We start from the raw sequence: 14,055 nt of genomic DNA on the forward strand, positions 1-14,055 counted from the left end.
AGAGTCGTATCTGGACACGGACTTGCCACCTTTTGTTAGGTTTTTGGCCACGATTGGCCTTCGTCCAAGCGCTCTGTTGTCATTGCGGCGCGGACTGGAAGCCACGGCTGGACAGGAGATGGATGGAAGACTTCGAGGCGAAGCTGCGTGAGGAGATCGCCGGGTTGTGTCACGGCTGGGGGTTACAACGGAGTGACCTGCACAAGCGGATCGGTCCCGCGGTCGCGCGCTGGGCCGACGTGCCGCCGAACGCCACCGACGTATCGCGTCGCGTCAAACAGGCGGTACTGAGGCTGTTGCCGTACAACGCCAAAACGGATTCGGACGCGTTCGCGCTCTGCGTCGGTCTGGCCCTCCATGCGGAGTACAGCCATCGCACGTTGACCGCACGTCTTCAGGCAATGTCCGACCGCCTGCACGTGTCAACGCGGACGTTGCACCGTCGCATCAAAGGTGGCATCGCCGACCTGGCCGGGCAGGCCGCGGAGGAAATGGAGCCGGTCGACCCGCACCGAGGCTGGGCGGTGGAGGTGTTCCGCGCACTTGTCCTGCTGGACCGGCCCCAGCCAGAAGCCATCGAGGAACGCACCATCGTCGCCGTGGCCGACGGCCTGCGTCGCCTCGTGATCCGGTTCAGCGTGCCCCGCACCGGTCTTCTCCTGGACGAGGAACGCGACGTGGAGGTCGAGGTCCAGCACGGCGCCCTGCTCGTCGACCGCTACCGGGAGGGGCAGGGGCACTTCTGCTTCGAGCTGGAGCTGCCGGTCACGCTGAACAGGGGCGACAAGCACAGCTTCGCGATGGTCGTCAGGGTGACGGACGGCAAGCCGATCCGCGACTACTACACCTACACGCCACTGAACAGTTGCACGTCCTGCGAGATACACGTGCGGTTCGCGGCGGACCGCCTCCCCAAAGCTCTGTGGCGAATCGAGGAGGCGGTGCCGCGTGTGCTGGCCGACCTCGGTAAGACTGGGGCGGACGAGTTGCGGCTCGATGGCGTCGGCGAGATCTCGCAGCGGTTCACCCGGCTGCATCAGGGGTTCGGCTATGGCATCGGGTGGCGGTTCGGCTGAACGTCCTCCTCGTCGAGCGAGCGCAATGCGATCATGACCAGGTCGTGAGCGGACCGGTGGAGCGGGCCTTGCGCGGTCATGTGGGTGATCGTGGACTCCACAAGGCCTGGCCGGTCCAGGAGTGGCGTCAGCAGGGCCTGCGCTCCGGATGGGTGGGCGGTGACGATCGCCCAAGCCCAGTCGGCCACAGCGGCTGGGGCGGCTCCAGCCGGAGGACACGCCCGCACCAGTTGCTCGACTGCCTCGTCGCTGAACCGATGGCCGCGTCGGCGCGATGACGGAGGGCGGTTCGACAGCGCGGCGATAGCCAGCAGCACGGACTCGTCATCGCCGTCACACAGCAGAGCTTCGTGGTCCGCCGCAGTTCCGCCACATCGGGCGAGTGCCGTGCGCCACGGCCAGTACAACCGCTCGAACAGGTTCCGCTCGGTCAACGTGGTCGCGGCGGTCCAGGCGAGCCGGACGCCGCGCGGCTGGTCGGCGTCGAAGATCGCGCAGAGCAACGCCGACAGCCCTTCGAGCTCGTGGTGGCCAGCCACCACGAGCGCCGTGCGGAACAGGTCCTCCGCCACGGCGGCCTCGTCGGGACCTGTGGCTGCGGCCGCGATCAGCAGCCGGTCGTTCGACGTGCTGCCGCTTAGCGCGGCGAGGAGGTCAGGTGCGCGTTCCGGGGCGTCTCGCAGCAAGCGATGAGCTGCGGCGGCTGCGACGTCCGGCGAGTCCCCGAGAGCGTACGTCAACCACGATTCGGGCGCGTGCGGCCCGGTCAGCACCGATCGCACCACGCTCTGGCCTGCCGGTACGAAGCTGTCGAGCAGGGGCTCGATCTTGTGGCCGAGGTCGAACGCGAACCGCAGTCGCAGCGCGCGGTCGAAGGTGCCGGGCAGGAACATCGACAGGAGGGAAGCTCGTTCCTGCTGCAACTTGCGCATGTCCTGCACGGCGACGCACGTGCGAAGTTCACGTTCGATCTCGTCCAGGCGCTGGAGGCTACAAGCCTCGTAGGTGCGCTGGTACGAGTCCGGCAGCACGGTGCGAAGTGCGATCAACGTTGTGATGGCCTCGTGCACCACAGGCCAGGGACGGTCCCGGGTGACGAACTCGCCCACGACGAGCTCCAGTTTCGGTACCAGGCCGTATCGAATGGCCCGCAACGCGTCCTTGATCATTGCAGGAGAGTTTTCGTCGGCCAATACCCTCCGCACCACTGCGGCTAGGACCTCCGCCATGTGCTGGCGGGTCGGACCGGGAGGGTGTAGTTCTGTCTGCTCGATCAGCTGCGAGAGTGCGATGCGGCGTGGCTCCTCGAGAACACGCTGGTCTTCGATGAGCGAGACCAGCGGGCCGAGATCGCCGTGCAGGACCAGCGCGAGCGCGGCGAGCTCCCGCGATCCGGCCGCGCTCCCCGTGCTGTGCAAGATCGTCAGCTGTTTCGAGACGAAACGGCCCACGCAGTCGTGGGAACGGAGTCCGCTCGCTCCCAGCAACTGTCCTGCCAACACGGGCTCGCGTCCGGACAAGTCGTCCACCAGCAGTGCGATCGACTCGCGGGAAGCATCGGGAAGCGCCGCGAGCACATTGAGAACGGTATGCCAGCGGGCCTCATCCGTGTACTTCAGCACCAAAGTGGGCTCGCGCGAAGTCGCGCTCACGAGGGCGCGTGCGGCGAAGTAGTGGAGTGTTTGCTGGTCGACGAATCTGACCTGTTTGCCGTCGACCAGGACGATCCCCGCCTCGACGAGTACGTGGATGCCGTTCTCCGGCAGCCGGCCCGCGCCGGTAGAGAGCACGTTCAACGCCAGCTTCTCTGCGACCTCCGCTGCGGCCTGATCGTTCCCGAGTTGGGCGCGGAAAACCGCGTCCTGCAGCTCGTACGGGGACTCAGGCAGGTCGTTGTCGTTCAGGAAGGAGACGAGCCGGGTCAGCGGACCGAACCTGCCCAGGTGCACCGCCGCCCACATCGGGTCGTGCTCTCGCCTGACCAGCAGGCTTTCGACCTTCTCCCGGGACGTGACGTACCGATGCAGGTAGGTGCTGACCGCCTCCTCGTCGAGGTCGAGCAGCCGCACGGCCGCGAAGCCGTCCGGAACGGAGACCGCGTCATCGCAGCAGACGGCGATCCGGGTGAGAGGGAACCGGTGGTGCAACCTGGTGAGCCAGGCGGCCACGTCATGCGTGCCTTCACCTCTGTGGGCAGGGATGTCGTCGACGAACAGGTGGAGCGCTCCCACCGTCAAGTGTTCAAGTGTGACCGCGCCCTGCCCACAGGCCGCCTTCAGGACAGCGACGTCGCAAGGTGAAGCGAGGTCGAGGTCCTCCGCACTGATCAGCACCGGGACGCGCTCATCACCCCGCAGGGTCTGCTGCGCAACCTCACGGCACAGCGCGCGGAGAACGGTGGTCTTGCCGCTTTCCTTCGGCCCGACGATCGCGATGGCCGTGTGTTCACGTGCGAGGGTGGTCGCGGTGTCGCGGACGGCCGACTCGCCGCCCAGTTCCCCGGCCGGCGGGTCGACGAAGTTGAAGCGCAGCCGGGGATCGGCGAGCAGGCTTGTCGCGGGTGCCGTCCCGTGAGCCAGGACCAGTTGTGAGCACAGTGTTTCACGCGCGTCGTCCGCGTGCTCGTCGTCCCACAGCTCGAACGGGTCTTCGCACACCAGCCATTCGGTCACCACCCCCGCGGCGGCCGCCACGGCAGCCAGTTTCGCGTCCGACTGGAACTCTTCCCGGAACTTGATCGTGCGGTGGGCGGCTAGCAGCAGGTGCCCCAGGTGATCCCTTGACCAGTCAGGGCATGCCTCCGGTGGGTAGCAGGTCCGTGCCACGCGCCGGATGGCGAACAGCATTTGGAAAGCACCGACCTGCGTACCCGCCAGCATCGGCAGGCACCGCCGCTCGGCCTCCTCACCATCGGCGCCGAGGCACAGGAGCCTGCCGCCGAGCGCCAATACTCGCTGCAGATGGACCAACGAGGCGAAGCCCATGTCCGCGAACACCTCGCGGAGCAGTGACACCTCGAGCCAGCCGAAGTCGCCCTGCTGCGCGCGCTCATCCTCAACGTCCGCGTAGTCGATGACCGTGGTGTGGTCCGGGCCGACGACGATGTTGCAAGCGTTCAGATCTCCGTGGACCGCGGACAGGGCTCTGTCGGATGAGGTGGTGGTGAGGACGGGCGAGAGCGCTCCGAACGGGTCGGCGACGGTCGTGTCGCCGACCTGCCAGTGTTCGCCGGCCGGGTGGTCGACGCCCAGCGCCTTTCCGAGCGCGGCGCGGTGCCGCTCGCCGCGCACGCCGGTGATCGTTCCGCGAACCTCGGCGACAGAGCCGGACGACAGGAGCGGCGTGCCGTGGCACGAGATCCTGATGTCGTTGACCTCCAGTGTCGACGGGCCGACGACACGCAGGCCCAGCAGCACGATCCGCTCGCCTTCGCACAGGTCGCCCACTCCGCCGGTGAGCGAGCGGCGGAACACCGTGCTGTCTGCGATCGGGCCGGGATCGCTTTCCTGCCCGGCGTCGACGCGCAACTGCAGGATCGGTCCGAGGCTGCGGTTCAGTCCCTTGAGGTTCGATGGTGCGCGGTGCAGATCCACTCGGTCGTACAGCGTCGGTCGCATGCGCAACAGCGTCTGTTCGATCAAGGCCACCGTGTTTCCGATGCGGTCGGGGTCACGATGCGCCTCGGCCACGACTCGTTCGAGCGTGCGCACCGCCGCTCCTGGGGTTCCCGCGTGCTGGCTGGCGTGTCGGTAGACGATCGCTCCGAGTCTCTCCGGACAGGAGTCACCTGCGACGTCCGGCGTGGCGGCCTCGACAGGTGCGAACACCGACGTCGCCACGCCTTTGATGAGCTCGTGGCCGATCCACTCGCGGCGCAGTGTCGACGCCCGGTCGAGCTTGATCACGACGTAGGAGCGGCCTCTGTCGTTGTGCACCACGGCGCCGAAGGTGTGTCCGCCGCTACGTCCTTCGAACTGCTCGGTCACCTCGACGGCATGCACCGCGTAGGGCCAGTGTCCTGGGCTGACGCGGTCGGTGGGGATGCGCCGCACCTCGGTCTCGATCTGCTCCTGCACCAGCGGGTCGAGCGAGGCCGCGGCCCCGCTGAAGGTAACGTTCAGGCCGATCATCAGTTGTGGGTCTCCGAAGTTGTTCCCCGTTCGCTCGGAACGGCACACAAGGAAGGACAGCGATGCCGGACCGCACGCCCGTCGCACTTAGCGAGCTGACCTGGCGGGAAGTTTGCGAAAGCTTCTCGTACTACCGGGAGTCGGCTACCCTGCACGGGCTCGACATCAGGTTCGTCACGCTCGCGTCCGCCTCGCCGGATCACGCGACCGTCGACGAGTGGTCGCGGCTGCGGAAAGAGCTCGACGAACGGGACGGCCTTCACGACGAACTCGTCGGCAAGTCTGGTGACGGCGTCCCGCGCCGGAAGGCGAGGGCAATGTCGGAAGGGGATCACAAGTGTCCCGTCGGCATCTGTGACCGCCTTGCTTTCGGGAACTTCACGGGAGAAGCGCCTCTCTGCGAGCTCACCGGAAAGCGGATGGCGGCGGAGCACACGGCTCAACTCGAGTCCTCTCAGTCTTCTTCGGACGCTGCCCGGTAGGACGGGTGGTCCTTGTCCGCGGCGACGGCCAGGTGCAGGGGAACCGGGAAGGACGTGCGGCCGTCCCACGACACAGGCTGCTGGCAGAGCCGGGCCGCGAGTGCGGCCAGCTGAACGGGGTCGAAGACGCCGCGGGAGACGACAGCGATCTCCGTCGCGGTGAATGAGTGCCAGGGTTTGTTCCTCAGGTGGGCCAGGTTGCCGGGCAGGCTCCACCGCGTGTGCTCCAGGCCGATCCGCCCGCCTGTCGTGTCGATCGATCGCGAGATGCGGGGGAACATCCACACCGGTTCGGCGGAGTCGGAGAGCCGGTAGACCTTCTGGCCCGGGGCGGCTGGTTTGTCCTCGTCCGCCGGACGGCGGCTGCCGTCGGCGGTCCTGGAAACGGGGCGGCCGATCTCGTCCAGGTCGTCGTTCAGCCGGACGATCGCGACGGGAACGTCGAGGCCGTCTCCCGGTAGCGCACCAGTGCCGAACGAGAGGTCGGCCAGGCCCGGCCAGATCGTGCGAGTCGCCACCGCGTCCACGAACAGCACCAACGGCGTGCCTGCCAGGTCGTCGCTCACGAGGGCCCGCAGCTGGTTTCCCACGATCTTCCGAGTGCGTGCGGCCTTCTCCTCGCTGCGCCCTAGTTCGGTGCTGCCGATCTGGCTGTGGTTGAAGTGCGCGATCCCGTGTGCCGCACGCTGCCAGTTCGTGCTCTCCCCGCTGGTGAAGTAAAGCCGCCACGGGAGATCGGCGTCCGTCCGCGCGTGCAACGCGACCATGGTCACCACCAACCGGGCCGGTTCCTTCTTCACCTGCTGCCTGCGGACGTGGAGGCCGACCAGGAGCGCGTCGCGGTCGAGCCGGAAGCCGAGGCCTTCCCGCGTGGTCGCGCGGAAGATGCGCTGGTCGACGATTCCGGCGCCGCGCAACAAGTCCAGCAACGCTGCCCGCGCGGCGTGCTTCTTGTTCGTCGCGGACGGGCGCTTCGTTCCCGCCGGGAGAGCGGGTGCGGTGGCGAGGAACTGGCTGGGAATCTTCCGGTGCGCCAACAACGTGCGCAGGTGCGGCTTGGCGTCGCCGGCGGGTACGGGCACATCGGGGTGGTATTTGGTCTCCAGCCAGGCCTCGACCAGGTGGTCTTCGTCCTGTTCGACGTCCAGCACGTCGTCGATCAGGGCGTTCCGGTTCGTCGGGCCGTGCTGCAGCAGCTCGGGGCACCAGCGGGCGACGACCTCGACGCCTTCGTCGAGAACCACCGGCGGATCCTTGGGCTCGAGCCGGATCGTCCTCCGGGCCAGCTCCGAGAGCGCGACCTCCATCCGGTCCCGTGCCTCCGTCGTGTCGTAGAGGCACATGATCGTCAACCGCTTGAACCCGGTAGAGTCCAGGGCGAGTGAGGACAGCCCCGAGCTGTCGGGCTTCTCCCGTTCAGGGACGACGATGCGCTTGTCGTGCGCGTAAGACAACGTCCGCAGGGCAGGCAGTTGTCCAACGAGGTGCTTGTGCAGCCGCAACATGAAACGTGCGCCGAGGCCTGGACCCACCGGCTGCCTGCCGACGGGGGCGATGGGCCGGTAGTCGCCGGGCTCTGCCGGGAGTTCCCGCGGAAGGTCCATCGTCTTCAGATCGCAGACCTCGAGGATCTTGGGAACGGCATCCTCGAGTTTCCTGGTCCACTGGCCGTCCTCCGTCTTGTGCGGCTTCAGCGGGAGATGCAGGACCGGCGCGCCCTGCACCCGTCGGTCGATCCACACGTTCTTGGTGCGATTCCAGGTGGAGGCGATCGGCGACGCAACGGCGGTGAAGCACAGCACGAAATCCTCTATGCCCGCCCTGGTGGTGAGCCGTGCCGACAGGCGGACCATGCCGCCTTTCACGCCGTACCCGTTCCGCAGCAGGTCGTTCTCGTGCCAGGCGAGCACCGAGCCGTCAGTGGCGAGCCGCAGCCTGATGGAGTCCTGACCGCTGATGGCGAGCCGCGTCCCGGACAGCCGGCGCATCACCTGCCAGGTGGCCACGCGGAACACCCAGCCCGGTGCCACCGGCACTGCGCCGTCCCGGAACACGACGTGCTCGGCCAGCGGTCGGGCGGCCTCGGGCGACGGCAGCAGGTCGGCAAGCGTTTGCTCGTCCGAGTCCTTGCGGACGTGGCGCTCCCAGGCAGCGACCGCGCTCGGCAGCTTGTCGTCGAACGGTTTGTCGGTGATGAGGAGCATGCGGTCGCCGCCCTCGATCTCCTCGGCGGACAGCTTGCTTGTTCCGAACAACCGCACCGGTTGGCCGGTCGCGGCCGTCAACCCGGTAGCGAGCGATGCGTACGGCTGCCGGCCTGGCCGTCCCGATGGCGTGGGGAGTGCGTCCCAGGCTTGGGAGAACTCCTCGGTGAGGGGGTAGACCGTCACGTCGCCGAGCAGGACTCGCAGCTCGGCGCGCGGGACGGGGTAGGACAGGGTGATCAGCATCGGTTCTCCGGGTTGTGCGCTGCCGTGCGGTCGGCAGAGGTGAGCTGTCCATGTTCGTCGGCGTACTTGAAGAGGGCCTCGAGAGTCTTGCCGTAGAGCCGTTCCACGAAGTCCAGCTCGCCGTCTGCCTGCCACGCCTTGCGCAGTAACTGCAGCAGGGTCGCGAGGTCGGCTTTGCCTCCCGCGTTGAGGAACGCGCCGTCGACGAGGTGCAGAGTTGCGGAAGTGCCACCGCGGCGGGCCCTGCCGATGAGCTGGATGGCGCCGTTGACGATCTCGGCAGCCACGCTCACCCGCACCTCTTCCGGTTGGGTCCGGAAGTAAGGGAGGCTCGAGGTGATGTCGTCGAAGAACCTGCCGGCCTCTTTGCGCCGCGCGGCCAGGACATCGAGGGGGTCGCCTGCGGGGTCGCCGTGCTCGCGCAGGGCCTTCGCCTGGATGTGGGCCAGGAGTTCAGCGGGTTCGTCGATCAGTGGGATCGGACGGACGACCAGCCACACCGAACCGAGCGCGGACCTGTCGGCGGACCCGATGATGTTGACGCCGCGCTGCACCCGCGCGAGAGGAGCGATCAGCACGTCCGCGCGCAGTTGCGGGAACCTGTCGAGCTGGTCCGCCGGCAGCACCTGCCAGGTGTTGTCAGGCGGATCCTCGTCGGCTTCCTGAGCGTTGTCCGGGCTGGGTCTGGTGGCCACACAGATCCGCCACGGCGTGGCACCTGCGGACACGAGCCCTTCAGCGATGTGCACCGCCGACTCGTAGGAGGTGGTAGCGAGCAGCACCCGCGCTCGGTCGTCGTTCTTCTCCTGCAGGCGCACCAGTTCTTTCTCCAGCTCGCGGACCCACAGCAGGCGCGCCAGCACGCGGGTGGCTTCGGCACGGTCGGGTCCGCTGCGGCCGGAGACCCTGATTGCCTCGTCACCGTCGAAGATCTGGGCCGCCTTGACCTCCACGTCGCTGCCGGGGGTGTCGTCGCGCACGTACCACCGCGGGCGTACGTGCACATGGTGCTGGGGTGCGCGCGGGAAGTACGCGGTCGCGGACAGCCCGACGACGATTCTGCGCACCCCGGTGTGCGCGAGGGCGGTGACGTCACCGATCCTCGGCACGTACACGTGAGGGTCCCCGCCGAACGCCGCGGTGCGCAGCCAAGCCGCGTTGACGTTCTCGGTGTCGAGGTACTCGGTGAAAGCGAAGACGAGCCTGCCCAGCGGACCTGTCGGCACCACACGCCAGCGGCCGTAGGTGCCGAGTGCGTCGGCGATCGCCTGCATGGACTCGACGCCGACATCGACGAGCTGGGAGCTGTTGTTCATCAGGCGGTGCAGGTGGAAGCGGATCTTCTCGAGCAACGCGCGCCGGATCATCAGGCTCACCACCCGTGCCCTGACGACGCCGTCGGCCACGACTCCGGGACGGGGTTTTCCGTCGGTCCCGCGCCGCTGCTTGGCGAGCAGGGCGTCGATCCGGGCACGCGCCCCGTTGACGTTACTCGCGCCGTTGCCCACGTCCACGACCGCGGACAGGTGGTGACGCAGGCCGCGCAGCAGCGCCGTGTCTCCCTTCCTCCTGCGGTTCCTGGTGTCGTACAGGCCTTCGAAGACGCGCAGCTGGTCGGGCGTGACCAGGGTGTCGTCCACTTCGAACAGCTGCGAGGTCAGCCATCTGTCCCATCGCCGAGGCACGATCCAGGCACGCTGGGGGACCCGGTAGGCCTTCGCGGTCCGCGCGGGACCGAGCCGGTCGTAGGCGAGGTGGCTGACGTAGATCTCGGAGAGGTAGCGCAGCACCGCGTGGGCGTCGCGGACGTTGGCGTCGACGTCCTCGCGCACCAGCCCGAATGCCCTGCCGAACTCCGAGTCGAAGCGCCGCAGCGGGGTGTCGGTGTGTCCCGCCTGGTCGAGCAGCAGGCCGCGGCCCGCCTGGTCGAGCGTTCCGTTCTGGAACGTGTCGACCTCGTCGATCACCACCACGTGGCTGCGACGCAGTAGGAGTTCCTCGACCGACAGGTGCTCAGTCGTGCCGAAGCCGTCGTCGACGGGGTACTGGAGGACACCCAGGTGGAAATTGCCGTGGGAGGTGATGACGACGCCTGCGGTGAGGGCCGCGCGGACCAGCTTGAACCTGTCGCACGACGCACGGAACGGGCAGGCGGCGAGCTGGCTTGGTTCGTCGCCGTGCGCGGGCCGTTTGAGCCAGCCGCAGGGCTCTCGTCCCGGCTGCCACGCGTCGACGGCGTCCTCGGTCGTGGTCGCGGCGAGCGCGCACCCGTAGCCGAGCTTGCGCCACAGCCACTCCTGGTTGACGCCGGTGGTCGCCTCGGCGATCTGGATCATCGACCGCGGTGACACCAGCGGGGTCACCGCGGTCGCGATCCCCAGTCGCTCGAACGAACACTCGACGAAGTGCGCGGCCTTCATCACGTCGGAGTTGTTGGGCAGTACGAAGGAGACCACGAGGCCGTGCTCCGCGGCCCAGCATGCGAAAACCTCGATCATCACCACGGACTTGCCGAAGCCCGTGTAGGCGAGCAGCTGGTTCAGCTCGCCGGCGGCCATGTCCAGCTCGACGATCTGGTTGCCGTGGTGGTCGCGGACCCGTTCCCGGAACCTGGCCACGGACTTCGACCGGTACTCCGTGGCGTGGACGCGGTCGAGCCGGTCGGCCACATCCGCGAGCCCGGCGAGCGGGACGCGCAGGTGTGGAAGTTCGGGGGCGTCAACGACGGCGGGAGGTGGTTGCGGTGCGCCTACGTGATGTGGCAGCAGGTCGTACCGAGCGTCGACGACGCGCCGGCCACCGGTCCGCAGCGTCGAGTGGTGGGGCCCTGGCCGTGCCTGCTCCCGGAATCTGGTCCTGCTCGACAGGTGCGTGTCGAGCAGATCGAGGCATCTGTCGACGTGCTCCGCAAGCGGCATGCCGGGCGAGACGACCACGATCCCCGACTCGTCGTAGCCCTCCGCAGGGCGACATCCCGGCAGCTCGCCGGACCTCAGCAGCCTGTCCAGCAACGGACCGCTCACCTCTGCGTTCGCCAGGTCGTTCGGACGGCGGCGGAGGAGCCTGCCGAACCTGCGGGCGTCCACTGGAGTCAACCCTGCCCACTCCGACCAGCTGTCCACGTGACCGTCGAGAACGAAGCAGACGTCCTTCCTGCGTGTGGTGCGCTCGGCGCCCCCGGCGGGTAGGTCGGTGGGCAGGTACGCCGCGGCCAAGGCGACCGCTGCCTCGATCACCTGTGGCAACACCGGGTCCTGGCGCTTCACGACGCCTCCCGCACGGCCCGCCGCACCCTGCGGAGCAGCTTCGACTCGGTGGTGACGCGCACACCTGGCAGCCGCGCGTCCAGTACTGGCTGTTCCTGGTGCTCATGGGTGCGAGGGAGCAGAACCGTGGCCCTGGGCGGTTTCTCGGCCAGATCGGTCAGCAGCCGGTCGATCGACCGGTACTCCTTCACGTCGAAGCCGAAGGGCTTGCCCGCGATCGTGACGAGGAGGTCGTAGCTGTCCAGTTGCGGCCACAGTGACACCTCCTGGCGGGAAGCGGTCTCCAGAACCTTCGCGAGTCGCAGCTCGGTCGCCCCTGGCACCACGATGAATCTCCACACCCCCGAATCGACGCATCTCACCCCCGACGCGGGCAGCGCCTCTGGCGCGGGCGGCACTTTCTCCTCGCCGTTCTTGACGAGCAGCCTGGGCGTGCCTCGGCCGCCGGCCACCTGGTAGAGCGCCCGATGCGGGCGGTAGCGGCAGCGCACGTTCTTGCCGGTCACGGCCATCGGGTAGCGGCACACGGGGCAGCCCCACCAGAACTCGTCGCCGCCGGAGGGGTACTTCTGATCGACGGAGAGGTCGGTGTACTCGACCCGGCACCGGGCACCGGTCGTGCGCAGTGCCTTCCTCAGCTCGTCGTCCTTCCCAGCGGGGAACTCGATCACGAACTTGCGTGCGCGGACGTAGGTCTTCTGGTCACCGGACTCCTTCAGCGCGCCGAATGCCTCGTGTTGGGTCTGGTCGGCCCTTGCCCTTGCCCACGATGGCAGCTCGCCCGGCCCTGTCAGGCGGCCGAGCAGTCCTGCGAACTCGACGGCGATGTCGTAGGCGTGGTCCGTGAGCCGGTCGTCGGAGAGCAGTTGCACGGCACCAAGGTGGTCATCGAGATTGGGCACGAACGACAGCAGGTGCCGCAGGGGTCGGTGCAACGCCTCAATCAGGGCGTACGGCGACGCGGGGGCCCGACCGGGACCGAGAGCCTCCATGATCACCCCGGTCATCCGGCAGATCTCCCGCATGGTGCGACGAGACCCGTCGGTCTCCGATCGGACGTGCGCGGCCCGCAGTGACGCCGCGACCACCCTGTCCTGACGGCGAAGCACATCGCCACGGCTGGTCAAGGAAGTGATCGTCATTCCGCCTCCCCGAGGTCGGGTCCGGTCAGGTCGCCTGGAGTCGTGTCTCCGGTGTCGTTCAGCCGATCGGGGCACCACCGGGACACCTCGCACCTACCGCACGCCCAGCCGGGCCGCGGCGCCCACTCGGTGTCCGCGTGCCAGGCGGCGGCGAGGTCGTGCACCACCTCGCGGGCTGCCTGCACGAGGCCAGGGTCTGCCGGATGGAACGTGGACTTGAAGGGACCGGCGGGCGTCAGGAGCTCGAGCTCCACCCTGGTGAGCGCGGGGTCGTCACCGAGCACTCTCTCGGCTGCCAGCACGACGGCCAGCGCGATCTGCGGGTATCTCCGCAGCAGGTCACGCTCGTGCTCCTGGGAAGTCGTCTTCGTCTCCCTGACCACGAGCACGTCGCCGTCGGTGTACACCAGGTCCGACTTCGCGTGGACGACGACGTCGGCGTCGGGGTCGTAGACCACTGTCGAGTGCTCGGGCCGAACGCCGGTGATCGTTGCCCCTGTTCTCAACGGACAGATCAGGGCGTGGTCACCGATGAGTTGCACGCCGAGCAGTGCACTGTCCCCCCTCACAGCCCATCTGCCCACGCTCCAGTCGTCGGGCGGACTTGGGGTCTCGCGAGGCCCGCAGGCCCGATCGGGTGAACGCCTGTGTGCGTGTTCGAGCCACTCGTGCACGGCTTGGCCGAGGCGGGCGGCCTCGTCGTACTCGGCCTCCTTCGGGTACGGCAGCCAGAGTTCGCGCAAGCGCGACTGCCTGGGGCACCTGTCGTGCTGCCTGCCGTTGGTGATGGAGAACGAACGAGCCCGCCTGGTCGTGTCCTGGATGCCCAGCAGTCCGGCCCGACGGGGCAGTGCGGGGCAGTCGCGGCGCAGGTAGCAACGCGCGCAGTCGTTGCCGGGACGAAACTCCCGGCCGTCCGCGATCGCTTTGATCGAAGGGAACGCCTCCGTGCGGAATGCGGCGCTGGCCTGGTTGCGGTCACCGTCGAACACGACGTTCCAGGAACCGTCGAGCAGTCCGATGTCGATCACCCGGATCCGGTCGACCTCGGTGGGGATCTTGCCGACCACGAGCGGTACGTCCCACTTGCCGCCGAGCACGGGCCGGCCGAAAGCGAGGACGTAGGCGGCGACGGCGGCCACGGCGGGGTCAGACCCGCGGTCTTCCAGAGACCCGGTGTGCATGATGCGAAGTTCGCGGATGCGGCCGTCCGCGCTCGCATAACGGCGCCCCTGGACGCGGAACTCCCGCAGCCCGCCCTGCTCGTACTGGATCGCCCATTCCCGCGACCACGGCGCCATCACCGCGCCCGGCACCGCCGGGAGCTCGGCGCTCGCCCGCAGGTACTGGCCGACGGCGTGCTCCGCCCACCTGAGCAGTCCTGAATCGCAGCGCCTGCCTTCCGCAGCCTGGTATTCCTGCTGAGCCCGGCCGGCGGAACGTCCGCGGAACTCGACGAGGTCGAGCACGCCGTCGACGGCGTGGTCGGTGTGCTGCACAGGTGCTTTG

The 14,055-nt window shown here is 68.2% G+C and carries 7 protein-coding genes; 2 read left to right on the top strand and 5 right to left on the bottom strand.

Annotation, left to right across the window (positions count from 1 at the left end; all coding sequences use genetic code 11):
* Positions 1–122: 122 nt before the first annotated feature.
* The gene (locus tag BMW88_RS30020; protein WP_089957018.1) at positions 123–1,076 is read left to right on the top strand and encodes a hypothetical protein; all 954 of its coding nucleotides are present in this window, start codon (positions 123–125) and stop codon (positions 1,074–1,076) included.
* Here the strand turns inward: BMW88_RS30020 and BMW88_RS30025 are convergent.
* On the bottom strand, positions 1,049–5,206 hold the full coding sequence (locus tag BMW88_RS30025; RefSeq protein ID WP_089957022.1) for a hypothetical protein: 4,158 nt from the start codon (positions 5,204–5,206) through the stop codon (positions 1,049–1,051). The two genes, BMW88_RS30020 and BMW88_RS30025, sit on opposite strands and share 28 nt — an antisense overlap.
* A gap of 62 nt (positions 5,207–5,268) precedes the next feature.
* Here BMW88_RS30025 and BMW88_RS30030 point away from each other — a divergent pair, with 62 nt between their 5' ends.
* Complete coding sequence (locus BMW88_RS30030) at positions 5,269–5,688, top strand: hypothetical protein (protein ID WP_089957025.1); 420 nt, start codon at positions 5,269–5,271, stop codon at positions 5,686–5,688.
* Here the strand turns inward: BMW88_RS30030 and BMW88_RS30035 are convergent.
* The 4 genes from BMW88_RS30035 to BMW88_RS30050 are packed head-to-tail and all read right to left on the bottom strand — an operon-like array spanning position 5,661 to position 14,045.
* Positions 5,661–8,138, bottom strand: a complete 2,478-nt coding sequence (locus tag BMW88_RS30035) for an RNaseH domain-containing protein (protein ID WP_089957028.1) — start codon at positions 8,136–8,138, stop codon at positions 5,661–5,663. The genes BMW88_RS30030 and BMW88_RS30035 overlap by 28 nt on opposite strands.
* Positions 8,132–11,404 carry a thioesterase domain-containing protein gene (locus BMW88_RS30040; RefSeq protein WP_218148255.1) on the bottom strand — a complete coding sequence of 1,091 codons (3,273 nt, stop codon included), beginning with the start codon at positions 11,402–11,404 and terminating at the stop codon, positions 8,132–8,134. The genes BMW88_RS30035 and BMW88_RS30040 overlap by 7 nt, the downstream gene beginning before the upstream one ends.
* Positions 11,401–12,546, bottom strand: coding sequence for a restriction endonuclease-related protein (locus BMW88_RS30045; protein ID WP_143116321.1), 1,146 nt, complete (start codon positions 12,544–12,546; stop codon positions 11,401–11,403). Before BMW88_RS30045 ends, BMW88_RS30040 begins: the two co-directional genes overlap by 4 nt.
* A complete protein-coding gene (locus BMW88_RS30050; protein ID WP_177221466.1) occupies positions 12,543–14,045 on the bottom strand; it encodes a PD-(D/E)XK nuclease family protein in 1,503 nt (500 codons plus the stop codon). The genes BMW88_RS30045 and BMW88_RS30050 overlap by 4 nt, the downstream gene beginning before the upstream one ends.
* Positions 14,046–14,055 lie beyond the last annotated feature (10 nt).

Source organism: Lentzea xinjiangensis (genome assembly GCF_900110955.1).
Classification (GTDB): domain Bacteria; phylum Actinomycetota; class Actinomycetes; order Mycobacteriales; family Pseudonocardiaceae; genus Lentzea; species Lentzea xinjiangensis.

Coding starts and splice junctions, on each gene's coding strand:
- BMW88_RS30020 (WP_089957018.1), top strand. CDS start 123: ATGGAAGACTTCGAGGCGAAGCTGCGTGAGGAGATCGCCGGGTTGTGT.
- BMW88_RS30025 (WP_089957022.1), bottom strand. CDS start 5,206: ATGATCGGCCTGAACGTTACCTTCAGCGGGGCCGCGGCCTCGCTCGAC.
- BMW88_RS30030 (WP_089957025.1), top strand. CDS start 5,269: ATGCCGGACCGCACGCCCGTCGCACTTAGCGAGCTGACCTGGCGGGAA.
- BMW88_RS30035 (WP_089957028.1), bottom strand. CDS start 8,138: ATGCTGATCACCCTGTCCTACCCCGTCCCGCGCGCCGAGCTGCGAGTC.
- BMW88_RS30045 (WP_143116321.1), bottom strand. CDS start 12,546: ATGACGATCACTTCCTTGACCAGCCGTGGCGATGTGCTTCGCCGTCAG.